The sequence below is a fragment of the Pseudomonas sp. zbq_18 genome, assembly GCF_043102245.1.
Taxonomy (GTDB): Bacteria; Pseudomonadota; Gammaproteobacteria; order Pseudomonadales; family Pseudomonadaceae; genus Aquipseudomonas.
This window is the reverse complement of sequence record NZ_JBICIT010000009.1, coordinates 158184-181400: the sequence shown is the minus strand read 5'-3', so window position 1 is coordinate 181400 and position 23217 is coordinate 158184. Positions and strand designations below refer to the sequence as shown.

Below are 23217 nucleotides of genomic sequence, written 5' to 3'. Positions count from 1 at the left end.
TTGTTGACCCGTTGTGCGCTCATGCGGGGCGTAGCAACTTACCCCCAGCGGTGGTGGATGAGGCTGTGGATAAGCTGTCGGCAGCTGGCGCTGGGCCAGTGTGCAGGCAGCTTTACATCGGTTGGTTGAATTTCGATCTGGATCAGCCACTTAGCTCACAGTAACTGTGGGCATTGCTGTGAGTAAGCTGTGCGCATACGTGGCCAGGCCACAGTAGCCGGGCAAAGGTGCTGGATGGATGTTTTCTATCCAGCCAAGGAGGCGGGGTTTCGCTCACACAGGCGCTGGGCAACCTAAGCCGTTCGCCTCCACCACGGCGCGGCGCCAGGCCTGCATTGCGGCGGCCTGGCGGTTTTTCGTTCAGCTGCTAGAGCCGGCCATGCAGGGCGTCATCGAACAGCTGGGCGCAGTTGGCTTCGGTCAGTTCGCGCGGGTTGCCGCCGGCGGACGGATCGACCACCGCCATCTTGGCCACCTGGGCGGCGTGCTCGTCGGTCACCTTCATCTCGGCCAGGCTGTGCGGCACGCCGCTGTCACGGCGTAGTTGCATGACCAGTTCGAGGAAGCTGTCGAAGCCGGGCTTGGCCAGGCCCAGCCAGGCGGCCAGGCGGGTGATGCGCTCTTCGATCACGCTGCGGTTGAACTTCAGCACGTAGGGCATCAGCACGGCGTTGGTCATGCCGTGGTGGCTGTCGTACAGCGCGCCGATGGGGTGGGCGAGGGCGTGCATGCCGCCCAGGCCCTTCTGAAAGGCAGTGGCACCCATGGCGGCGGCGGCCAGCATGTCGGCGCGGGCGTTGAGGTCATCCGGCGTTTTTACCGCGCGCACCAGTGACTGCCGAACCAGACGCATGCCTTCCACGGCGATGCCTTCGGCCATGGGGTGGAACCCCGGTGCGCAGTAGGCTTCCAGGCAATGGGAGAAGGCGTCCATACCGGTGCCTGCGGTGATGAAGGCCGGCATGCCAACGGACAGCGCCGGGTCGCTGATGACGATCTTCGGCATCATCTGCGGGTGGAAGATGATGCGCTTGGTATGCGTGCGCTCGTCGGTGAGGATGCCGGCGCGGCCGACTTCCGAGCCGGTGCCGGCGGTGGTCGGCACGGCGATGATCGGCGCGATGCCCTTGGGGTCGGCGCGGGTCCACCAGTCACCGATGTCCTCGAAGTCCCACACGGGGCGGCTCTGCCCGCTCATGAAGGCGATCAGCTTGCCCATGTCCAGGCCGCTGCCGCCGCCGAAGGCGACCACACCGTCGTGCTTGCCGGCGTGATAGGCGGCCAGGCCGGCCTCCAGGTTGGCGCCGACGGGGTTGGGTTTGAGGTCGCTGAACAGCGCCGCGCCGAGGCCTGCGGCCTTGAGCGAGCCCAGTGCGGCGGTGGTGATCGGTGCGCTGGCTAGGCCGCGGTCGGTGACCAGCAGCGGGCGCTGCATGCCGACGCTTTTGCACAACTCGGGCAGCTCCTGGATGCGGCCGACACCGAAGCGTATCGAGGTGGGGTAGTTCCAGTTGGCGGTTTTGCTCATGGCACACTCCTTGTTCGGGTTGGGTAGCCCGGATGCAATCCGGGGCTGGGCCATCCCGGATTGCATCCGGGCTACAGGACTGATACACCCCCCTCTCCCACATGTGGGAGAGGGGAGTTACAAGACGTGACGTAGATGGAAGGACTTGGGCCGGGTCAGGTGCTCGTAGCCGAGGCTGGAAAGGGTGGCGCCACGCCCGGTGTGCTTGACCCCGGTCCAGGCCAGGGCCGGGTCGAGGTAGTCGCAGCGGTTCATGAACACGGTGCCGGTTTCCAGCTGTCCGCCGATACGCTCGGCCGCGTCCAGGTCACTGCTCCAGATCGCCGCGCTGAGGCCATAGGGGCTGTCGTTCATCAGGGCGATGGCTTCGGCGTCGTTGGCCACCGGCATGATGCCGACCACCGGGCCGAAGCTTTCCTCGCGCATCACCGCCATCTGGTGGTTCACCTCGGTCAGCACCTGGGGCGCCATGTAGGGCGTGCCGGCGGCGTCGCCGGCGAAGTGGCTGCTGTCGATCAGCGCCCTGGCGCCCTTGGCCTGGGCCTCGGCGATCTGCCCGCGGACGAACTCGGCGGCCTGCGCGCGCACCAGCGGGCCGAGGGTGGTGGCCTCCTTGAGCGGGTTGCCCAGCACGTACTGGCGGGTCAGCTCGACGAAGCCCTCGACGAAGTCTGGATAGATGGCTTTATCCACATAGATGCGTTCGATGCCGCAGCAACTCTGCCCGGAGTTGAAGAAGGCGCCGTCGACCAGGTTCTCCACCGCATGGGCCAGGTCGGCATCGGCGCGCACGTAGGCCGGGTCCTTGCCGCCCAGCTCCAGGCCGACGCCGATGAAATGGCCGGCGGCGGCACTTTCCATCAGCTTGCCGCCGTTCACCGAACCGGTGAAGTTGACCTGCTGCACCTGGCCGGAGGCGATCAGGGTGGCAGTCTGGCCGTGTTCCAGCACCAGGTTGCGGAACAGACCATGGGGCAGGCCGGCGCGCTCGAAGGCCAGGGCGAAGCGTTCGCCGACCAGCAGGGTCTGGCTGGCATGCTTGAGCAGTACGGCGTTGCCGGCCATCAATGCCGGGATGATGGCGTTCACGGCGGTCAGGTAGGGGTAGTTCCACGGCGCGATCACCAGCACGGTGCCCAGCGGTTCGCGGCGGATATAACGGCGGAAGCCGTCTTTCGGCGGCGGCACCACGTCCGCCAGGGCGCGGGCGGCGATGCCGACCATGTAGCGGGCGCGCTCCTCGAAACCACGCAGTTCGCCGGCGCCGTAACGGACCGGGCGGCCCATCTGCCAGGCCAGCTCGGGGATGATCTCGTCCTGCATGGCGAGCATGGCCTCGACCGCTTTCAAGCAGTAGCTGGCGCGTTGCTCGATGGACAGCTCGCGCCAGGCGCGCTGGGCCTGGTTGGCCTCGTGCAGGGCCTGCTCCAGGGCGGCGCTGCCGATTAGCGGGCGCTCGGCGTAGACGCTGCCGTCGACCGGTGAAATCAGGCGGATATGGTTCATCGTCAGTCCTCCGCTAGTAACGTTCAAAGCCGCGGCGCAGTTCCCAGTCGGTCACGCGGCGGTCGTACTCGAACTGTTCCCAACGCGCGGTGTGCAGGTAGTGTTCGACCACCTCGTCGCCAAACGCCTTGCGCAGCAGTGCCGAGTGATCCAGGGCCTCGCTGGCGCCGCGCAGGGTCTTGGCCACCTCGGGCAGTTCGTCGTGCTCGTAGGCATCGCCGGAGAAGGGCGCGGGTAGCTCCAGCTGCTCGTCGATACCGGCCAGGCCGGCAGCGATCAGCGCGGCGAAGGCCAGGTAGGGGTTGAGGTCGGCGCCACCGATGCGGCATTCGATGCGGATGCCCTTGCTGTCGGCGCCGCACAGGCGGAAGCCGGCGGTGCGGTTGTCGCAGCTCCACACTGCGCGGGTGGGGGCGAAGGTGCCGGCCTGGAAGCGCTTGTAGGAGTTGATATAAGGCGCGAGGAAGTAGGTGATATCGCTGGCGTATTTGAGCTGGCCGGCGACCCAGTGGCGCATCAGCTTGGACATGCCGAACTCGGCATTGGGGTCGAAGAACAGCGGCTGTTCGCCATCGAGGCTGAACAGCGAGTTGTGGATATGGCTGCTGGAGCCGGCCAGGTTGTAGTTCCACTTGGCCATGAAGGTCACGGCCTTGCCTTGCAGCAGGGCGATCTCCTTGCAGGCGTGCTTGATGATGCTGTGCCGGTCGGCCATCACCAGTGCCTCGGCGTAGCGCACGTTGATTTCTTCCTGACCCGGCCCCCATTCGCCCTTGGAGTTTTCCACCGGGATACCGGCGGCCTGCAGGTGCTTGCGGATGGCACGCATGACCGGCTCCTCGCGGATGGTCTGCAGGATGCTGTAGTCCTCGATGTAGTAGCCGGCGGTCTTGGGGTTCTGGTAATGCTGGTTGTGGATGCCCTCGTAGCTCTGGTCGAACAGATAGAACTCCAGCTCCGAGGCGAACATACCCTTGTAGCCGCGCTCGGTGAGGCGGGCAATCTGCCGCTTGAGAATGCCGCGCGGGCTGTGTGGCAGGTCCTGGTGGCGATGGTCCTGTACGTCGCACAGCACCAGGGCGGTGCCTTCCAGCCAGGGCACCACGCGCATCGTCGACAGGTCGGGCTTGAACACGAAGTCGCCGTAGCCCTGCTTCCAGCTGGCGGCGGCGTAGCCGGGCACCGGCTCCATGTCGATGTCGTCGGCCAGCAGGTAGTCGCAGCCGTGGGTTTCTTCGTGGGCGCTGTCGAGGAAGAACTCGACCTGGAAGCGCTTGCCGATCAGACGGCCCTGCATGTCGACCATGCAGGCCAGGACGGTGTCGATCTTGCCGGCCAGGGCCAGCTCGCGCAGGCCGGCCAGGGTCAGGTGGGCAGTCATCCGTAGTACTCCCTGCGGGTCTTCTGGACCCTGATTCTTGTTGTCGGGATTCTGGTTGTGGAGACAGGGCCGGGCGAGCCGGCTGCCTTTGACTCTAGACGAAAATCTGCCGACGTCCGGAACCTCCCGTGAGGCGCGTCAGTCCGATCCGCTCGGCGGCTGTGCTAACCTGCGGCCCATTCCGTCCGGGCCCCGTGGGCCGGTATTCAGAGGTCATTCATGCACATTCATATCCTCGGCATCTGCGGCACCTTCATGGGGTCGCTGGCCGTGCTGGCCAAGGAGCTGGGCCACCGCGTCACCGGTTCCGATGCCAACGTCTACCCGCCCATGAGCACCCAGTTGCAGGCCCAGGGCATCGAGCTGATGCAGGGCTACGAGCCGGCTCATCTCGAGCCGTCGCCGGACCTGGTAGTGGTCGGCAATGCCCTGAGTCGCGGCAATCCGGCAGTGGAATATGTGTTGAACAAGGGCCTGCCCTATGTGTCCGGCCCGCAGTGGCTGGCCGACCATGTGCTACAGGGCCGTTGGGTGCTGGCCGCGGCCGGTACCCACGGCAAGACCACCACCAGCAGCATGCTGGCCTGGGTGCTGGAGCATGCCGGCATGAGCCCGGGCTTCCTCATCGGCGGCGTGCCGCAGAATTTCGGGGTGTCTGCGCGCCTGGGCGGCACGCCGTTCTTCGTGGTCGAGGCCGACGAATACGACAGCGCCTTCTTCGACAAGCGCAGCAAGTTCGTCCACTACCGTCCGCGCACGGCGATCCTCAACAACCTGGAGTTCGACCACGCGGACATCTTCCCGGACCTGGCGGCGATCGAGCGGCAGTTCCACCATCTGGTGCGTACCGTGCCGGGCGAGGGGCTGATCATTCATCCCGAGAGCGAAGGCGCGCTCAAGCGGGTGATCGGCATGGGCTGCTGGACGCCGGTGCAGACGACTGGCGAGGGTGGCCAGTGGCAGGCGCGCCTGCTCAGCGCCGATGGCTCGCGCTTCGAGGTGCTGTTCGACGGCAAGGTCGAAGGCACTGTGGAGTGGGAACTCACGGGGCAGCATAACGTGGCCAACGCCCTGGCCACCCTGGCGGCGGCGCGCCATGTCGGTGTGGTGCCGGCGCTGGGTATCGCGGGGTTGAGCACCTTCAAGAGTGTCAAGCGGCGCATGGAGAAGGTCGCCGAAGTCTGCGGCGTGACCATCTATGACGACTTCGCCCACCACCCGACTGCCATCGCCACGACTCTCGACGGCCTGCGCAAGCGCGTTGGTGACGCGCCGGTGATCGCGGTGATCGAGCCGCGTTCCAATTCGATGAAACTCGGTGCCCACCGCGACGGTCTGCCGGACTCAGTGGTGCAGGCCGACCAGGTGTTCTGGTATGCCCCGGCCAACCTCGGCTGGGACCTGGCCGCTACGGTGGCCGGCTCCACGGTGCCGACCCAGGTCTGCGATTCGCTGGAATCCATCATTGCCGGGGTCAAGGCGGTGGCGACACCGGGCACCCAGGTGGTGGTGATGAGCAACGGCGGCTTCGGCGGCCTGCATGGCAAGCTGGCCAAGGCGCTGGCGGAGTAGACAGCAACTCCCTCTCCTGCCGGGAGAGGGTTGGGGTGAGGGTGGTGAGGCCTGCTGGGATTGGCCTGAAACTCCCTCATCCTACGCGGCCCGCCCTGGCCCCTCTCCCAGAGGGAGAGGGGAAATAGAAATCGAGGAGTACCCATGAACGGCCCCGAACGCATCACCCTGGCCATGACCGGCGCCTCCGGCGCCCAGTACGGCTTGCGTCTGCTCGACTGCCTGGTGCAGGAGGACCGCGAGGTGCACTTCCTGATCTCCAAGGCCGCGCAGCTGGTGATGGCCACCGAGACCGACGTCACCCTGCCAGCCAAGCCCCAGGCCATGCAGCAGTTTCTCAGCGAATACACCGGCGCCGCAGCGGGGCAGATCCGCGTCTATGGCAAGGAAGACTGGATGGCCCCGCCGGCCTCCGGCTCCGGCGCGCCGAGCGCCATGGTGGTGGTGCCGTGCAGCACCGGCACCCTGTCGGCGATTGCCACCGGGGCCTGCAACAACTTGATCGAGCGTGCCGCCGACGTGGTGCTCAAGGAGCGCCGCCAGTTGATCCTGGTGCCACGTGAGGCACCGTACTCCAGCATCCACCTGGAGAACATGCTCAAGCTGTCCAACCTCGGCGTGACCATACTGCCCGCCTCGCCGGGCTTCTATCACCAGCCGCAGACCCTGGATGACCTGGTCGACTTCGTCGTCGCGCGCATTCTCAACTGCCTGGGTATCCCGCAGGACATGCTGCCGCGCTGGGGCGAGCATCATCTGAGCAGCGATGACTAAGGCGCTGTGCCTGCTGCTGGTGCTCGGTCTGCCGGGCTGCGCCAGCATCCGTACCCTGGATGCGGCCAAGCCCGGTGCACCGATCATCTATTCCGGCACGCGTCTGGACTGGTACAGCCTGAACGGTGGTTGCTGTCCGAAAGACCGTTTTGGTGCACTGGCGCCGCGCTATGCGGCTCTCGATCTGCCGGCCAGTGCCCTGCTCGACACCCTGCTGCTGCCCTTCGCCGTGGCCGCCGAACTGGGCGTAGGCCTTGGGGTGACCGGCGGTAATTAAGTTTCTGGCGCCACGCCAGAGGCTAGAGCGGTTGCCGCATAAAACTAGGCCCCTTCTTGCAGGCGCGGATTGGCATCGGCCAATCATCGACTAGGCTGACGAAAAAAATAGCGGCTTAGCAGGCAGGGATATGCACAAGGCAATCCGGGCGTATGTGCGAGCGGTAGACCGCATGAATCGGGTCATCGGCCGCTGCGCGATGTACCTGATCTTCGTCATGCTGGGAGTATTGCTCTACTCCTCGTTGAGCAAGGCTGCCTCGGCGCCCGCGCTGTGGACCCTGGAAACGGCCCAGTTCCTCATGGTCGCCTACTTCCTGCTGGGCGGTGCCTACTCGATGCAGCTCGACGCCCACGTGCGCATGGACCTGCTCTACAGCCACTGGCAGCCGCGCACTCGCGCCATCGTCGACGTGCTCACCGCCGGCTTCCTGTTGTTCTACCTGGGCCTGTTGCTGTTCGGCGGCCTTTCCTCCACCCAGTACGCCTTCGAGTACGACGAAACCAGCTATTCGGCGTGGTCGCCGCCCATGGCGCCGATCAAGGTGGTGATGTGTGTCGGCATCTTGCTGATGCTGCTGCAGTCCATCGCCATCCTCTTCAAGGATATTGCCGCCGTGCGTGGGGAGACGCTGGAATGAGCTATGAGCTGATCGCTCTGCTGATGTTTTCCTCGATGATGTTGCTGTTGCTCACCGGCAAGCGGGTGTTCGGCGCCATCGGTTTTGTCGCCGCCGCTGCGGCCCTGCTGATGTGGGGCGATGGCGGCGCCGAACTGCCATTCAGCGCGGCGATGAAGCTGATGAAGTGGTATCCGCTGCTGACCCTGCCGATGTTCGTCTACATGGGCTACATGCTCTCCGAATCGGGCATCGCCGAAGACCTGTACAAGATGTTCCACGTCTGGATGGGCCCGCTGCATGGCGGCCTGGCCATCGGCACCATCGGCCTGATGGTGGTGATCTCGGCGATGAATGGCTTGAGCGTGGCCGGCATGGCCATCGGCGCTTCCATCGCCCTGCCCGAGCTGCTCCGGCGCGGCTACGACAAGATCATGGTCACGGGCGTGATCCAGGCCGGCAGCTCGCTGGGCATTCTGATCCCGCCCAGCGTGGTGCTGGTGCTGTACGGCATGATCGCCCGCCAGCCGGTGGGCCAGTTGTGGCTGGCCGGCGCCATTCCGGGGCTGCTGATGGCCGCGCTGTTCGTGCTCTACATCGCTATCCGCTGCCGCCTGCAGCCTTCGCTGGGGCCGACGCTGTCCGCCGAGGAGCGCGCGCAGATCAGCTGGTGCGAGAAGCTGCGCCTGCTTAGCGCCGGCATTGTGCCGCTGTTCATCTTCGTCTCCATGACCGGGCTGTTCCTGATGGGCTACACCAGCCTGGTGGAGAGCTCGGCGGTCGGCGCCGCCGCGGCTACCCTGGCTGCCCTGGTCAAGGGCCGGCTGACCCGCTCGGTGATGGAAAAAACCCTGCGCAAGACCCTGGCCATCAGCTGCATGTTCATGTGGATCATCCTCGCCGCCCTGTGCTTCGGCGCGGTGTTCGACGGCCTCGGTGCAGTCAAGGCGATCGAGGGCTTCTTCGTCGGCGAGCTGGGGCTGGGGCCCTGGGAAATCCTGATCCTGATGCAGCTGTCGTTCATCATCATGGGCATGTTCCTCGACGACACCGCCATGCTGGTGATCGTCGCTCCGCTCTACGTGCCGCTGGTGGGCAGCCTGGGCTTCGACCTGGTGTGGTACGGCGTGCTCTACACCATCACCTGCCAGATGGCCTACATGACCCCGCCGTTCGGCTACAACCTGTTCCTGATGCGCGCCATGGCCCCGCCCGAGGTGAGCCTGCGCGACATCTATGTATCGGTGACGCCCTTCGTGGTGATCATGGGCCTGACCCTGGCGCTGGTCATGATTTATCCGCAGATCGCCCTGTGGCTGCCGAACTGGCACTACGGTGGCTGAGTGGCGCTGAGCTTTCGAACCGTCGCCCGGGCATGGGCAGTACACGCGGCGGGGCGGGAAAGAGGGAGCCGCAATGGTGCGGCACCCAGCACAGCTTGGAGAGGACAGCATGAGTACGAGACGCAAGTTCCTGCAGACCGCCGCGGTAGCGGGCGGTACCGCAGCCCTGGGCTCGGCGCACATCTATGCCGAAGAGCCGAAAAAGATCACCTGGCGCCTGCAGACCTACGCCGGCCCGGCGCTGGCCGAGCACGTGATCAAGCCCTCCATCGAGGCCTTCAACAAGGTCGCCGAAGGGCAGATGGAGATCCAGCTGTACTTCGCCGACCAGTTGGTGCCGACCGGCGAGCTGTTCCGCGCCATGCAGAAGGGCACCATCGATGCGGTGCAGAGCGATGACGACTCCATCGCCGCGCCGGTGGATGTCTCGGTATTCGGCGGCTACTTTCCCTTCGCCACCCGCTACAGCCTGGACGTGCCGGTGCTGTTCGAGGAGTTCGGCCTGCGCAAGATCTGGGAAGAGGCCTATGCCGAGGTCAAGGGCGTGACCTGGCTCGGCGCCGGGGCCTGGGACCCGTGCCACTTCGCCACGGTCGAGCCGGTCAACAAACTCGCCGATCTCAAGGGCAAGCGGGTGTTCACCTTCCCCACGGCGGGCAAGTTCCTCTCGCGCTTCGGCGTGATCCCGGTGACCCTGCCCTGGGAGGACGTCGAAGTGGCGATCCAGACCGGCGAGCTGGATGGCATCGCCTGGTCCGGCATCACCGAGGACTACACCGTAGGCTGGGCCAACGTCACCAAGTACTTCCTCACCAACAACATCTCCGGCGCCTGGATCGGCTCCTACTTCGCCAACTCGGAAAAGTGGGCCGAAGTGCCGGACAAGCTCAAGACCCTGTTCAAGCTGTGCATGGACAGCTCGCACTATTACCGCCAGCACTGGTACTGGGGCGGCGAGGCCAAGCTGCGGGTGCAGGGCGACAAGCTCAAACTCACCACCATTGCGGCCGAGGAGTGGAAAACCGTGGAGGATGAGGCGCACAAGTTCTGGGACGAAATCGCCAAGACCAGCCCGCGCTGCGCCAAGGTGGTGGAGATCTTCAAGAACTACAACGCGATGATGGACAAGGCCGGTCCGCCGTATCGTTACTGAGGTCAATTGCGCCCGCGCAGGCCGTCATGGCATCGCGGGCGTTGTCGCGTTCCCTTGGGGCTGCCAGTGCAGCAACTGCTCGGCCGGGCCGGGGGCGGCGAACAGATAGCCCTGAAACAGCTGGCAACCGTACTGCAGCAGGGCGTCGCGCTGCTCGGTGGTTTCCACGCCCTCGGCAACCACCTCCAGATCCAGGCTTTGTCCCAGGGCCACCATGGTGCGGATGATGGCCGCATCGTTCGCATCGGTGAGCAGATCGCGGACGAAGCAGCGGTCGATCTTCAGGCAGGACAGCGGCAGGCGCTTGAGGTAGGCGAGCGACGAGTAGCCGGTGCCGAAGTCGTCCAGCGAGAAACTCACCTTGTGCGCGCGCAGTTGCTCCATGCGGCCGATCAGCACCTCCACATCCACGGCCAACTGACTCTCGGTCAGCTCCAGCTCCAGGCGCGCGGGATTGGCTCCGGTCTGCTCAAGAATCGCCAGCACCTCGGTGACGAAGTCAGGGTGATGCAGTTGTCGGGCGCTGACGTTGACCGCCAGGGGTATCGAGCCGAGTAGCGGGTCATCATGCCAGGCCACCAGTTGGCGGCAGGCCTCCTGCAATATCCAGCGGCCGAGGGGGAAGATCAGGTCGGTGCTCTCGGCCAGCGGAATGAAGTCGCCCGGCGGGATCAGGCCGCGTTCAGGGTGCTGCCAGCGCACCAGTGCCTCGGCGCCGATCAGTTTGCCATGCGGGTCTACCTGCGGCTGGTAATGCAGCAGCAGGCCTTTGCCGTCCGCCAGGCACTGGCGCAGGTCGTTCTCCAGGCCCACCCGGGCCAGCGCCTCGGCCTGCATCTGCGGGTCGAAGAAGCGTACCGCGTTGCGCCCGGCGCCCTTGGCCTGGTACATGGCCAGATCGGCGCGCTTGAGCAGCTCTTCCACCGTGCCTTCGGCGTCGGAGAACAGGGTCACGCCGATGCTCGCGGTACTGCTGTGCTGCTGCCCCTGCAGCTCGTAGGGCATGGCCAGGCTGGCCAGCAGCTTGTTGGCGACCGTCTCGATCTCACCAAACACCTCGGCAGGTTTTGCCGACAGCCGCTCGATCATCAACACGAACTCGTCGCCGCCCAGGCGGGCCAGGGTGTCTTCCTGGCGCACCTGGCTGCGCAGGCGCTGGGCGACCTGCTGAAGGAACTGGTCGCCCATGGCGTGGCCGAGGGTGTCATTGAGGTTCTTGAAGTTGTCCAGGTCGATGAACAGCAGCGCGCCTTCCTGCTGGCCTCGCTGGTGCTGGTCCAGGGCGTGCTGCAGGCGCTCCTGCAAAAGGCGGCGGTTGGGCAGGCCCGTGAGCGGATCGTAGAAGGCCAGTTGGTGAATCTGCTCCAGATTCTTCTTGTGCTCGGTGATGTCGGTGGAAATGCCGCACAGGGCATAGATGCTGCCGTCGGCGCGGCGCAGCGGCAGTTTGACCGACAAATAGGCCCGCTCATCGGTGCCATCGATGCTGCGATTGATTTCCTCCAGCTGCACCCGTTCGCCCTGCTGTAATACACGACGATCGTTGGCGCGCAGATTGTCCGCGGTGGCGGCGTCGAAGAAGCTTTCGTCGGTCGCACCGATGACTTCATCACGCCGGCGGCCGAACAGTTCGCAGATCTTGTGGTTGGCGTACTGGTAACGGAACTCCGGATCCTTGATATAGATATAGGCTTCGACGCTGTCGAGGATGGTGTTCAGGCGCAGCTCGCTGTTGCTCAGGTGGCGGGTCTGCTCGGCAACCTTGCGCCGCAGCAGCAGGGTGCCGACCAGGGCCAGCAACAGCAGGCCGCCGAGGCTGGCCATGCCCCACCAGAAGCTGATCGGGATATCCAGTTGCGGCGGCCTGCCGCCCCAGCGCTGGATGATGTGGTAGAGCGGCGAGTCTGCCTGACTCTGCCAGTCGTCCAGGTGGCGGTCGATGGCGGTCAGCAGTGCGCTGTTGCTGCCTTTGCGCGTGGCGAAGAACAGTCGTGCCGGCTGGAACATGATGGTGGTGCCGTGCAGGCCGAAGCGCTCGGCGTGGTAATCACCAAAACGCTGGTTGGCCACCGCCGCGTCCGCGGCGCCATCGGCCACCAGGCCAAAGCCCTGCTCCAGGCTGTCCACCGCCAGCAACTCGGCTCGCAGGCCGAAGCTGTCGAGCAGGTTGCGCAGGTGGGATTCCTGCACCGAGCCGGCCAGCACGGCAATCCGCTGTTCCTTGAGGTCGAGGATGGAGTCCAGGCGTACGCCTGGGGCACTGTACAGCTGCGACCAGCTGAACAGCGCCGGGGTCTGGTGGAAGTCGAGGAAAGTAGCGCGCTCTTCGCTCCAGGCGACGTCGGGCAACAGATCGATCTCGCCATCGCGGGCCATGTCCAGGCACTGCTGCCAGTCGCATGGCACCGGCACTAGGCGCCAGTCCTCGCGCCGGGCGATCTCGCCGAGCAGGTCGCCGAAGATGCCGCTCAGGCGGCCCGTGTCATCGAGCAGTAGCTTGGGTTCGTTGGCGTAGCTGCCGACACGGATTTCGCCGGCACCAAGCACAACGCTGCTGCTGAGCGTCAGGCTGAGCAGCAGGGCATGGCGCCAGTGCGCGCGGAGAGGGTTGGAAACTGTCATCCTGGCCGTGTTCCGTTCCATGTTGATGCAACAACAATAGGAGCAAAACCCTTGTTTGGCCCGGCCTCAGTCGGCCCAGCCGTACCAGACCCAGGTCATCGGGCGCGGGCCCGGCAGGTAGCCGCTGTGCAGGTCGCGGATATGAAAACCGCCAGCCTGCAGCAGGCCCGGAATGTCGCGGTTGAGGTGACAGCCGCCGGCCATGGGCTTCCACAGCGGCGTCAGGCGATCCTGCCAGAGGCGGACCTTGAGGTCCGGCGCGCGACCGTGCTCGCTGAACAACAGCTTGCCGCCGGGTTTGAGTACGCGGCGCATCTCCTCCAGGGCGGCGATAGGGTCGGGGATGGTGCACAGGGTGAAGGTGCAGACGATGCTGTCGAAGCTGGCATCCTCGGCCTGGATCTGCCCCAGTTCCAGGGCGATCATCTCCACCGGAATAGCAATCTGCTCGGCGCGTTCGCGGGCTTTGCCCTGCATCTGGGCGGCAGGGTCGACACCGACGATGGCGCTGACCTTCTGCGCGTCGTAGAAGTTCAGGTTGAGTCCGGTACCGATACCGATCTCCAGCACCCGGCCCTCGGCCTGTGGCACCACCTGCGCGCGGGTCTTCATCACATGCCCCATGCCGCAGGCGAAGTCGATCAGGTGCGGCAGGATCTTTTCGTCGTAGAAACGCATCAACGTCCCAGCCGGCGCAGCTCGTCAGACTCCACCACGCGCACGCCGTCGCCTTCCTCCAGGGCCAGGCGCCACAGGGCGCGGGCCAGCACGGCGACGTCGATGCCGCGGTATTTGCCGGGTATCCAGCGCATCAGCGGGGCAGCCAGGCGTTCACCGAGGCGGAACTCACTGCGCGGGCCGAGCAGCAGCGAGGGGCGGGCGATGGTCAGCTGTGGCCAGTCCATGGCCTGCAGCGCGGCTTCCATTTCGCCCTTGACCCGGTTGTAAAACACCGAGGACTTCGGGTCAGCGCCCAGGGCACTGATTACCAGCAGGTGGCGGCTACCCAGCTCGCGGGCGCGGCGGGCGAAGGCCAGGACCAGGTCGTGGTCGATGGCGCGAAAGGCGTCCTGGGAGCCCGCCTGCTTGATGGTGCTGCCGAGGCAGCAGAAGGCGGCATCGACCTGCCCCGTCAGTTGCGGCAGCAGTTCTGCCAGCTCGCCCACCGGGTTGTCCAGGTGTGGATGCTCGGCCAGGGGGCGGCGGCTGGGCGCCAGCACACGGCTGATGGTGGGCTCGCTGAGCAGGCGGTCGAGCAGATGCTCGCCGGTCAGGCCGGTGGCGCCGGCAAGCAGGATGTGCTGGGGCGTGAGGTACATGCTTTTTCTCCGCTGTTACTGCTCAGCTTAGAACGATTTAGAAGAAGCAGGCCGCGGCGCATCGCATTTCAGAGATTTTTCTTCGTCCCGTCGGTGGCTGCGCTCAGCGCCGATTCGGCCTGGTTCTGGCGCAAGTCGTTCCAGCGCTTCAGCACCGCGCGCGGCGCCCAGAGCTGCGGCTCGGAGGGCTCGAAATCATCCGCCTGTTCTCTTTCGGCAACGGTTCGCTTGGCCAGTTCAAAGGCGCGTTGCAGGTCATCGGTTTGCTGCAGCGCCTCGGCGAACAGGGCGCGGCCGAAGTAGGTAAAGTCGTTTTCCTCGGAACAGCCGAACGACACCCGGTCGGCGCGGGCGGCGGTCATCACCAGGGTGTGATCGTCCTGCAGCAGGGGGATGAAGCCGCCGGAGTAGCAGGCGGAGATGACGATGACCTTGTCGCGCCCGGCCAGGGGTTGCAGCAGGGCGGCGAGCTCGCTGGCAGGCAGGTCAGCCAGCTGCAGGCGCGGCTGGTCGATGCTCAGCTCGTGGCTGCGCGAGCCATGGCTGGTCAGGTAGATGAACACCAGATCCTCCGGGCCGCTGCGTTCGGCCAGGGCGCGCACTGCGCGGGTCAGGCTCTCGCGGGTGGCCAGCGGGCGGTCGGCCAGGTGGTTGCGATGGTTGGTCAGGGTGATATTGCCGCGGGCGCCGAAACGCTCGCGCAGCAGTTTGGCCACGTAGTCGGCCTCGCGCAGGAACACGCTCTGCTTGCCATCGCCGGCCAGGGTCAGGCTGTACAGCTCGACCGCCGGGGTGGAAGCGGGCAGGGCGGCGAGGCTTTCTTGCAGCAGTTGGCCCTGATTAAGCAGGCCCAGTTCCAGCGGGTCCGGGCGGCGGCTGCCGTTCTGGTCGCTGATCAATTCGCCGGCGTGCCAAGTGCCGCGAGTCTGCTGGCCGCTGGCGCTGGTCAGGGTGCCCTCGCCGGCATACTGGCCGTTGGCGAAGTTGCCCTGGTAGACGCTGCCGTCGGCCAGCTTCAGCTTGCCGATGCCATGGAAGCGCCAGTAACGGAATTGGCCTGCGTAGTGACTGCCGTCGCTGCCGCGGTACTCGCCCTGGCCAGTCAACTCACCATCGACGAAATACCCGCTCCAGACGTCGCCCTCGGCACTTTGAAAGCGGCCCTTGCCGTGGAACTGGTCGTTGCGGAAACCACCGCTGTAGGTCTCGCCGTCTTCGCCGCGGTAGCTGCCTTCGCCGTGCAGACGGCCCTTGCGGAAGGTGCCGCTGAACTGTCCTTCGGCAGAGCTGCGCAGCCCCTCGCCTTGCGGGTCGCCACGCACGAAGCGGCCCTGGTGGCGGCTGCCGTCTGGCAGCTCCAGGGTGCCGATGCCGTGGTAGAGGTTGTCGCGAAACTCGCCCCGATAGCTCATGCCGCCCTGTTGCAGGTGGCCCTCGCCATGCATGCGACCCTGCTTGAAGCTGCCCTCGTAGCGCGTGCCATTGCCGTAGACCAGCTCGCCCTGGCCTTCAAACAGACCCTGGCGGAATTCGCCGGTGTAGGTCTCGCCGCTGGCGCCGTGCCACGTGCCATGGCCTTCGAACAGGCCGTCCTTGAACTGGCCCTGGTAGTACATGCCATTGGCGTAGTCGATGCGGCCTTCGCCCTGAAGCCGTCCATCGATGATCTCGCCACGATAGCGGCCGCCATCGGGCAGCACGGCATCGGCGGGCAGCAGGGGTTCGCCATCGCCGCAGGCGGTCAGGAGCAGGGCAAGGGTTAGCGGAGCGAAGCGGCGGGGCATGGTGGGCATCCTGCGGGAAGTTGCTTCGAGTATGCCGCAGTGCACATGCAAACGGGGCGCCTCAGCGCCCCGTTCGCTAGACCGTCAAGGCTTCAGACGAAGCACAGGCTGATCGGCTCGGCGATGTAGGCCGGCTTTTCCTCGCCCTCGATTTCCAGGGTGGCTTCCGACTTGATCAGCCACTGGCCCGGACGCTTTTCGGTGACCTCGGTGATCTTCAGGCCCAGGCGCACGCGTGAGTTGACCTTGACCGGCTGGATGAAGCGCACGCTGTCCAGGCCGTAGTTGACGCCCATCTTCATGCCTTCGGGCAGCACGATCAGGTTTTCCATCAGCTTGGGAATCAGCGACAGGGAGAGGAAACCGTGGGCAATGGTGGTGCCGAAGGGGGTGAGCTTGGCTTTCTCCGGATCGACATGAATGAACTGGTGGTCACCGGTGCACTCGGCGAACTGATTGATACGTTCCTGGTCGATGGTCAGCCACTCGGAGCGACCGAGATCCTTGCCTACATAGTCTTGCAGTTGCGACACGGGTACGAACGGCATAGATCCTCCTTGAGGATGCGAGGTTATTTGTTGTTTTTGCGATGAACCTGCTGGCCTTAGATCATCACGGTCAATAACTGCGGGTCAAGCCAAATGTCGCGGTTTATAGCGGCCCCTTCGACATGCCTATAATGGCCGCGCCTTACCGTTGGAGACCCTCGCATGTTGCTTCGCGGCCTGACCTGGCTGGTGCTGTTCCAGTTGCTCGGCACTGCCCTCAATGTCCTCTTTCTACACATGCTGCCGGGGCCGATCATCGGCATGCTGCTGCTGTTCGTTTTTCTGCTGCTGCGTGGCGAGGTGGGTCAGCCCATCAGCGAGGCGGCCACCGGGCTATTGCGCTACCTGCCGTTGCTGCTGGTGCCGCCGGCCGTCGGGGTGATGGTGTATGCCGAGCAGATCGCCGCCGATTTCTGGGCGCTGGCGGGTGCTCTCGGGCTGTCGCTGGTGATTTCGCTGCTGTTCTGTGGCTGGCTGATGCAGAAGCTGATCGACCGCCAGGCCGGTAAAGGAGAACAGCCATGACCGGCTCCTGGCAGGCGGCGCTGCAAGCCGTGATTCATCATCCACTGTTCGGCGTGGGCATTACTCTGGCGGCATATCAGTTGGCGCTAGCCGCCTACGAGAGGACCCGCTGGTTCTTCCTGCAGCCGGTGCTGGTGTCCATGAGCGTGGTCATCGGCGTGCTGGTGATCTGTGGCCTGACCTATGACGAATACCGCAGCAGCACCTTCCTGCTCAGCGTGCTGCTGGGGCCGACCACCGTGGCGCTGGCCGTGCCGCTGTTCCTCAACCTGCGGCGCATCCGCGAGCTGTTCTGGCCGGTGCTGCTGACCCTGCTGCTGGGCGGCTTGCTGGCCACCGTGCTGGGGGTGGCGCTGGCCTGGGCCTTTGGCGCCGAGCGGATGATGCTGATGACCCTGGCGCCGAAGTCGGTGACCTCGCCGATCGCCATGCTGGTGGCCGAGCAGATCGGTGGCGTGGCTGCCCTGGCGGCGGTGTTCGTGCTGATCACCGGGGTGATCGGCGCCATCTGCGGGCCGGAGCTGTTGCGCCGCATCGGTGTGCACCACCCGGCGGCTCAGGGCATGGCGCTGGGCATCACCGCTCATGCGGTCGGCACCGCCAGAGCCTTGCAGGACAGTGAGGAGAGTGGCGCTTTCGCTGCCCTGGCCATGAGCCTGATGGGCATGATCACTGCCATCGCCTTGCCGCTGGTCGTTACCCTGATTGTCTGATTCGGAGCGTATCGGATGAGTTTTCCGCTGTTCCCCCTCAATACCGTGCTGTTTCCTGGCTGTGTGCTCGATCTGCAGATATTCGAGCCGCGTTACCTGGACATGATCAGCGCCTGCATGAAGCGCGGCGAGGGCTTCGGCGTGGTCGGCATCCTCGAGGGCGAGGAGGTCGGCGAGGCCGCCAGTCGTTTCGCGGCCCTGGGGTGCGAGGCGCTGATCCGTGATTTCCAGCAGCGCCCCAACGGCCTGCTGGGGATTCGCGTCGAGGGCGGCCGACGCTTCCATGTGGATAAAGTGGTGGTGCAGCCCGATCAGTTGGCCCTGGCCGAGGTCAGTTGGGTCGAGGAGCCGGCGGATGCTCCGCTGCTGGCCGAGCACGCCGATCTGGCGGCACTGCTCGCGGCCCTGGCCGAGCATCCCATGGTGTCGGGGTTGGGCATGGGGGGTGTGGTTAGCGGCCAGCAGGCACTGGCCAACCAGCTGGCCTACCTGCTGCCGTTCAGTGTCGAGGAAAAGCTGCAGGCGCTGACGCTCGACGAGCCGTTGCAGCGGCTCGGTTTGATCCAGGGGCTGCTTGACCAGCTGCAGGGCGAGCTGACGGCGTAGGGGCGGAACCCCTGCAGCTGACTCAATAGCGATACTGCTGGATCGCCTGTGGCAACGCCCAGACGCTCACTGCGCCGAGCAGCGCCAGGGTTGCCGGTAGGATCAGCCACCAGACCCGCGCGCTCAGTGGTTGCATGGGGGCACGGCGTTGCAGCCAGGCCAGGCTGAGGGCGCAGACCATGCCCGCCAGCAGCGCGCCAGCGATGATGTCGGTCGGCCAGTGCACGCCCAGATACACCCGCGACAGGGCAATCGCCAGTGCCGGCAGGCTGGCCAGCAGCAACCAGGTCAGGCGTGTGCGCGCCGGTGCGCCGCGGCCGGCCAGCACGCCGAGGGCGAGGAAGCAGGCGAAGGCTGCCGAGCTATGCCCACTGGGCAGGCTGAAGGTATCCAGCGGCTGCAGCAGTACGTCGGGGCGGGCGCGGGCGAACAGTTGCTTGAGGGCACCATTGGCCAGCGCGGTGAGCAGCATGCAGCTGCAGACATACAGCGCCGCCTGAAAACGTCGCGCAACCACTAGCAGCAAGGTCAGCAGTACACCGGCCGCCAACTGTGTGTTGAAGTCGCCCATGCCGGTAATCAGCAGGGCCAGGCTGTCCATGGCGGGCGCCCGCTGCTCCTGCACCAGGGCCAGCAGCCCCTGATCCAGTGCCTGCAGATGGCTGGCGCTGAGCAACAGGGCCAGCAGCAGCGCACCGCTCAGGCCGGCGGCCAGCAGTGTGGCCCAGCGCAGTTCGCGCAGGCTGCTGTGAATAACCAGTACCAGCATCAGCGCCACGGCGCCGATTACCGCGCCAGCCTCGCTCCAGAAACCGTCCGGCAGTGGCAGGCGCAAGGCGGCGCCAGTCGCCCAGCCGGGCAGCAGGTAGGCGACAGACCAGCCGGCGGCGGCCAGCATGCTGACCAGCAGAAAACGCATGAATGGCATGTCGAGCATGCCGGCTACCAGCGGCAGCATGGGTCGCAGCGGGCCGATAAAGCGCCCGACCAGCAGGCTGGCCACACCATAGCGCTCGAAGTAGCGTTCGGCGCCATTCAGCCAGCCAGGGTGTTTGCGCAGTGGCGCCAGGTTGCGAATACCCTGGTGGTAGCGCCTGCCCAGTCCGTAAGAGGCCAGGTCGCCGAGCAGGCCGCCGACATAGCCGAGCAACAGGGTCTGCCACAGTTCCAGAGCGCCGCTGCCGGCCAACACGCCGAGGCTGAACAGCACGACGGTGCCGGGAATCAGGAGGCCGACAATGGCCAGGCATTCGACGCAGGCCATGATCAACAATGTCAGGCCCAGCCAGTGCGGGTTGCTTTCCAGCCACAGGGTCAGGGTGTCGAACCAGTGGTTCATACGGGGAGTTCCTCGATATTCAGCAGAACATAGTCGCGGCCTTCGACCTGGCCTCGGCGCAGCGGATTGCGCGTGCACTGACGGCTGTAGGCGGCATCGACAAAACGGTAGGGCAGGTGCTCGTCGCGCCCGCGGGGGATGCCCAGGCGCGCGCATTGGATGATCTGCCGGGGGCGTTCGCCAATGTCCTCGACGAACAGACGTTGCGGGTCGAAGCGCTGACCGTCCCAGTCCGGCACCTTGAGGCCCAGTGCCTTGCACAGCAGCGTCTGCCCGGCACACAGGCGCTCGGTGGGGCGCAGGCTGCCGTTGGCGGCGGGGTTGTTGGCGTGCATGCGCTGCAGGGCATCCGCGGCACAGTGTTCGTCCAGCCAGGGCATGGCCGATTTGATCAGCACCGCATTGCCCGCACCCTGCGCGCTGAAGTTGAGCGAGTCACCGCCGCGGGCGTAGTACATGTAGATGTGGCCGCCGTCGAGGAATAGCGCCCTGCGTTTCTCGGTATAGCCAAGCGAGGCATGGCTGCCTTTGTCGGTCAGGTAATAAGCCTCGGTTTCGATAATTCGAGCGGCCAGCCAGTGCCCTTGGTGGCAATGGCGGATCACTTTGCCCAACAGGCCGCGCGCCAGAGTCTGTGCGTCGCGGTCGAAGAAGCTGTCTGGTAGGGGCGCAGGCATGGGGGCGTCCGGTCGGCCTGGAAACGGGGCGATCTTATCAATGTCAGGCTGAATTCTGGCTGAACGACCGTGATTGCTTGCCGTCTGCCCGGCAATGCTGTGCGCGGCGGGGCGCGCCCGCTATAATCAGCCCCTTTTTCCAGCTGCCAGGCCATCGCCAACCATGACCGAGTCCGTACTCGACTATATGACCCGCCTGGGCCGCGCCGCGCGTGAGGCCTCGCGGGTGCTCGCCCGTGCCAGCACCGCGCAGAAGAATCGCGCCCTGCAGGCTGCCGCCAACGCCCTCGACGCTGCCCGCGCCGAGCTGACCGCCGCCAACGAGCTGGACCTGGCAGCCGCGCGCGCCAATGGCCTGGAGCCGGCCATGGTTGACCGCCTGGCGCTGACTCCAGCCGTGATCGACTCGATGATCGAAGGCCTGCGCCAGGTCGCTACCCTGCCGGACCCGATCGGTGAGATTCGCGACATGCGCTTCCTGCCGTCCGGCATCCAGGTCGGCAAGATGCGCGTGCCGCTGGGCGTGATCGGCATCATCTACGAGTCGCGGCCCAACGTGACCATCGATGCCGCCAGCCTGTGCCTGAAGTCCGGCAACGCCACCATCCTGCGTGGCGGCTCCGAAGCCATTCATTCCAACCAGGCCATCGCCCGCTGCATTCAGCTCGGCCTGGCCGAGGCCGGTCTGCCGGCCAGCGCCGTGCAGGTGGTGGAAACCACCGACCGTGCCGCCGTGGGCGCGCTGATCAGCATGCCGGAATTCGTCGATGTGATCGTGCCGCGTGGCGGCAAGGGCCTGATCGAGCGCATCAGCCGCGATGCCAAGGTGCCGGTGATCAAGCACCTGGACGGCGTCTGCCATGTCTATATCGATGTCGCCGCCGATATCGACAAGGCAATCCGCGTCGCCGACAACGCCAAGACCCAGCGCTACTCGCCGTGCAACGCCATGGAAACTCTGCTGGTGCACGAGGCCATCGCCGCTCGTGTGCTGCCGCCGCTGGCCGCCATCTACCGCGACAAGGGCGTGGAGTTGCGTGGCGATGCCGCCACCCGCGCGCTGCTCGGCAGCGATGTGCTGGAAGCGAGCGAGGATGATTGGTACGCCGAGTACAACGCGCCGATCCTGGCGATTCGCATCGTCGACTCGCTCGACGCGGCCATCGCCCACATCAACACCTACGGTTCGCAACACACCGACGCGATCATCACCGAGCACTTCAGTGATGCGCGGCGTTTCCTCACCGAAGTGGATTCCGCCTCGGTGATGGTCAATGCCTCGACCCGTTTCGCCGATGGCTTCGAGTACGGCCTGGGGGCGGAGATCGGCATTTCCACCGACAAGCTGCATGCGCGTGGTCCGGTCGGCCTGGAAGGCCTGACCAGCGAGAAGTACGTGGTGTTCGGCGACGGGCACATTCGCACCTGATGGCGCGACGCATTGGCATCCTGGGCGGCACCTTTAATCCGGTGCATATCGGGCATCTGCGCGCGGCGCTGGAAGTAGCCGAGTACATGGGGTTGGACGAGCTGCGCTTGATCCCCAGCGCACGTCCGCCGCATCGTCAGGCACCGCTGGTCTCGGCCGAGCAGCGTCTGGCCATGGTTGAGCTGGCAGTGGCCGGCGAAGCGCAGCTGCGGGTCGATGACCGTGAACTGCAGCGTGACAAGCCGTCATTCACCTACGACACCCTGGAGTCGGTGCGGGGTGAACTGGCGGTAGAGGACCAGCTTTTTCTCCTGCTGGGCTGGGATGCCTTCTGCGGCTTGCCCAGCTGGTATCGCTGGCAGGAGTTGCTGGAGTTCTGCCATATCCTCGTGCTGCAGCGGCCTGATGCCGATAGCGAGCCGTCCGAGGCCCTGCGTGATCTGTTGGCGGCACGTAGTGAGAACGATCCGCTGAGTCTGGCCGGGCCTGGCGGGCAGATCAGCTTTATCTGGCAGACGCCGCTGGCGGTGTCTGCCACCCAGGTTCGCCAGTTGCTGGCGCAAGGGCGTTCGGTGCGTTATCTGGTGCCCGACGCCGTGCTGGCCTATATCCAAGCCCAGGGACTGTACTCTGGGCAAACCGATTCATGAGGTAACGATGCAAAACGAAGAACTGGTCAAGGTCGCCGTGGCGGCCCTGGAAGACATGAAAGGTGCCGATATCACCACCATCGATGTGCGCGGCAAGACCAGCGTCACCGATTTCATGGTGATCGCCAGCGGTACCTCCAGCCGTCACGTCAAATCGATGGCCAACGAAGTGCTGGAGAAGGTCAAGGAGCAGGGTGTGCGCCCGATCGGCAGCGAAGGTCTGGACGGCGGCGAGTGGGCCCTGCTCGACCTGGGCGACGTCGTGGTGCACGTGATGCAGGTTGCCACCCGCCAGTTCTACGATCTGGAACGTCTGTGGCAGGGCGCCGAGCAGAGCCGTGCGCAGCACCAGGATCAGCCGGAATAAGCGTCCGACGTGCGTATCAAGCTGATCGCCGTTGGCTCGCGCATGCCGCGCTGGGTGGAGGATGGCTGGCAGGAGTATGCCAAGCGTCTGCCATCGGAGTTGCCGCTTGAGTTGGTCGAGATTCCGCTGACCACCCGCGGCAAGAACGCCGATGTGACCCGCCTGATTCGTCAGGAGGGCGAGGCCATGCTGAGCAAGGTGCAGCCAGGGGAACGTATCGTCACTCTGGAAGTCCATGGCAAACCCTGGAGCACCGAGCAGCTGGCGGCCGAACTGGAACGCTGGCGCCTGGATGCGCGTAACGTCAACCTCATGGTCGGTGGCCCTGAAGGGCTGGCGCCGGAGGTCTGTGCGCGTAGCGAGCAGCGCTGGTCGCTGTCGCCGCTGACCTTGCCCCATCCGCTGGTGCGCATCCTCATCGGTGAGCAGATCTACCGTGCCTGGACCGTGCTGTCCGGTCATCCGTATCACAAATAAGCAGTAGT

Annotated in this window: 23 protein-coding genes; 13 read left to right on the top strand and 10 right to left on the bottom strand. The window is 65.4% G+C overall.

Features of this window, described 5'->3' with window-relative positions; genetic code table 11:
• Positions 1-367: 367 nt before the first annotated feature.
• From ACF8C6_RS08285 to ACF8C6_RS08275, 3 genes are all read right to left on the bottom strand, one after another.
• A complete protein-coding gene (locus tag ACF8C6_RS08285; protein ID WP_392498831.1) occupies positions 368-1528 on the bottom strand; it encodes an iron-containing alcohol dehydrogenase in 1161 nt (386 codons plus the stop codon).
• Between the two features lie 117 nt (positions 1529-1645).
• The gene (locus ACF8C6_RS08280) at positions 1646-3034 is read right to left on the bottom strand and encodes an aldehyde dehydrogenase family protein (protein ID WP_392498830.1); all 1389 of its coding nucleotides are present in this window, start codon (positions 3032-3034) and stop codon (positions 1646-1648) included.
• Positions 3035-3047: 13 nt separating this feature from the next.
• The gene (locus ACF8C6_RS08275; RefSeq protein ID WP_392498829.1) at positions 3048-4415 is read right to left on the bottom strand and encodes a glutamine synthetase family protein; all 1368 of its coding nucleotides are present in this window, start codon (positions 4413-4415) and stop codon (positions 3048-3050) included.
• 219 nt (positions 4416-4634) lie between these two features.
• Between ACF8C6_RS08275 and mpl the strand changes: the two genes are divergently transcribed.
• From mpl to ACF8C6_RS08245, 6 genes are all read left to right on the top strand, one after another.
• Positions 4635-5987, top strand: a complete 1353-nt coding sequence (gene mpl / locus ACF8C6_RS08270) for a UDP-N-acetylmuramate:L-alanyl-gamma-D-glutamyl-meso-diaminopimelate ligase (RefSeq protein WP_392498828.1) — start codon at positions 4635-4637, stop codon at positions 5985-5987.
• Positions 5988-6131: 144 nt separating this feature from the next.
• Complete coding sequence (gene ubiX / locus ACF8C6_RS08265) at positions 6132-6761, top strand: flavin prenyltransferase UbiX (RefSeq protein ID WP_392498827.1); 630 nt, start codon at positions 6132-6134, stop codon at positions 6759-6761.
• Positions 6754-7038, top strand: coding sequence for a YceK/YidQ family lipoprotein (locus ACF8C6_RS08260; protein ID WP_277691917.1), 285 nt, complete (start codon positions 6754-6756; stop codon positions 7036-7038). The genes ubiX and ACF8C6_RS08260 overlap by 8 nt, the downstream gene beginning before the upstream one ends.
• A 130-nt stretch (positions 7039-7168) precedes the next feature.
• Positions 7169-7678, top strand: a complete 510-nt coding sequence (locus tag ACF8C6_RS08255; protein ID WP_277691919.1) for a TRAP transporter small permease subunit — start codon at positions 7169-7171, stop codon at positions 7676-7678.
• Positions 7675-9000 (top strand): TRAP transporter large permease subunit, encoded by a 1326-nt coding sequence (locus ACF8C6_RS08250; RefSeq protein WP_392498826.1) that lies wholly within the window; start codon positions 7675-7677, stop codon positions 8998-9000. Before ACF8C6_RS08255 ends, ACF8C6_RS08250 begins: the two co-directional genes overlap by 4 nt.
• Positions 9001-9109: 109 nt before the next feature.
• Positions 9110-10153: a TRAP transporter substrate-binding protein gene (locus ACF8C6_RS08245; RefSeq protein WP_392498825.1), complete on the top strand. Its 1044-nt coding sequence runs from the start codon at positions 9110-9112 to the stop codon at positions 10151-10153.
• A gap of 24 nt (positions 10154-10177) precedes the next feature.
• Here the strand turns inward: ACF8C6_RS08245 and ACF8C6_RS08240 are convergent, their stop codons facing one another.
• From ACF8C6_RS08240 to ACF8C6_RS08220, 5 genes are all read right to left on the bottom strand, one after another.
• On the bottom strand, positions 10178-12775 hold the full coding sequence (locus ACF8C6_RS08240; protein ID WP_392498824.1) for an EAL domain-containing protein: 2598 nt from the start codon (positions 12773-12775) through the stop codon (positions 10178-10180).
• A 66-nt stretch (positions 12776-12841) separates the two neighbouring features.
• Positions 12842-13453 carry a class I SAM-dependent methyltransferase gene (locus tag ACF8C6_RS08235; RefSeq protein ID WP_392498823.1) on the bottom strand — a complete coding sequence of 204 codons (612 nt, stop codon included), beginning with the start codon at positions 13451-13453 and terminating at the stop codon, positions 12842-12844.
• Positions 13453-14094: an oxidoreductase gene (locus ACF8C6_RS08230; protein ID WP_277691926.1), complete on the bottom strand. Its 642-nt coding sequence runs from the start codon at positions 14092-14094 to the stop codon at positions 13453-13455. Before ACF8C6_RS08230 ends, ACF8C6_RS08235 begins: the two co-directional genes overlap by 1 nt.
• A gap of 68 nt (positions 14095-14162) precedes the next feature.
• Positions 14163-15887, bottom strand: coding sequence for a C13 family peptidase (locus ACF8C6_RS08225; RefSeq protein ID WP_392498822.1), 1725 nt, complete (start codon positions 15885-15887; stop codon positions 14163-14165).
• An 83-nt stretch (positions 15888-15970) separates the two neighbouring features.
• Positions 15971-16426: a MaoC family dehydratase gene (locus ACF8C6_RS08220; RefSeq protein WP_277691930.1), complete on the bottom strand. Its 456-nt coding sequence runs from the start codon at positions 16424-16426 to the stop codon at positions 15971-15973.
• 162 nt (positions 16427-16588) lie between these two features.
• Here ACF8C6_RS08220 and ACF8C6_RS08215 point away from each other — a divergent pair, with 162 nt between their 5' ends.
• The 3 genes from ACF8C6_RS08215 to ACF8C6_RS08205 are packed head-to-tail and all read left to right on the top strand — an operon-like array spanning position 16589 to position 18270.
• Positions 16589-16951 (top strand): CidA/LrgA family protein, encoded by a 363-nt coding sequence (locus ACF8C6_RS08215; protein WP_277691931.1) that lies wholly within the window; start codon positions 16589-16591, stop codon positions 16949-16951.
• Positions 16948-17664 (top strand): LrgB family protein, encoded by a 717-nt coding sequence (locus ACF8C6_RS08210; RefSeq protein ID WP_392498821.1) that lies wholly within the window; start codon positions 16948-16950, stop codon positions 17662-17664. The genes ACF8C6_RS08215 and ACF8C6_RS08210 overlap by 4 nt, the downstream gene beginning before the upstream one ends.
• Positions 17665-17679: 15 nt before the next feature.
• Positions 17680-18270: an LON peptidase substrate-binding domain-containing protein gene (locus ACF8C6_RS08205; protein ID WP_277691933.1), complete on the top strand. Its 591-nt coding sequence runs from the start codon at positions 17680-17682 to the stop codon at positions 18268-18270.
• A 22-nt stretch (positions 18271-18292) separates the two neighbouring features.
• Here ACF8C6_RS08205 and ACF8C6_RS08200 read toward each other — a convergent pair whose 3' ends face one another.
• Positions 18293-19609 (bottom strand): bifunctional DedA family/phosphatase PAP2 family protein, encoded by a 1317-nt coding sequence (locus tag ACF8C6_RS08200; protein WP_392498819.1) that lies wholly within the window; start codon positions 19607-19609, stop codon positions 18293-18295.
• Entirely contained in the window at positions 19606-20286 is a 681-nt protein-coding gene (locus tag ACF8C6_RS08195) for a DNA-3-methyladenine glycosylase (RefSeq protein WP_392498818.1), read from the bottom strand. The genes ACF8C6_RS08200 and ACF8C6_RS08195 overlap by 4 nt, the downstream gene beginning before the upstream one ends.
• 163 nt (positions 20287-20449) lie before the next feature.
• Between ACF8C6_RS08195 and ACF8C6_RS08190 the strand changes: the two genes are divergently transcribed.
• Genes ACF8C6_RS08190 through rlmH form a run of 4 tightly spaced genes read left to right on the top strand, consistent with a single transcriptional unit; the run spans position 20450 to position 23209 of the window.
• Positions 20450-21715, top strand: coding sequence for a glutamate-5-semialdehyde dehydrogenase (locus ACF8C6_RS08190; RefSeq protein WP_392498817.1), 1266 nt, complete (start codon positions 20450-20452; stop codon positions 21713-21715).
• Positions 21715-22365, top strand: a complete 651-nt coding sequence (gene nadD / locus ACF8C6_RS08185; RefSeq protein WP_392498816.1) for a nicotinate-nucleotide adenylyltransferase — start codon at positions 21715-21717, stop codon at positions 22363-22365. The genes ACF8C6_RS08190 and nadD overlap by 1 nt, the downstream gene beginning before the upstream one ends.
• A 7-nt stretch (positions 22366-22372) precedes the next feature.
• Positions 22373-22732 (top strand): ribosome silencing factor, encoded by a 360-nt coding sequence (rsfS, locus tag ACF8C6_RS08180; RefSeq protein WP_277691939.1) that lies wholly within the window; start codon positions 22373-22375, stop codon positions 22730-22732.
• 9 nt (positions 22733-22741) lie between these two features.
• Positions 22742-23209 (top strand): 23S rRNA (pseudouridine(1915)-N(3))-methyltransferase RlmH, encoded by a 468-nt coding sequence (gene rlmH, locus ACF8C6_RS08175; protein ID WP_392498813.1) that lies wholly within the window; start codon positions 22742-22744, stop codon positions 23207-23209.
• Positions 23210-23217 lie beyond the last annotated feature (8 nt).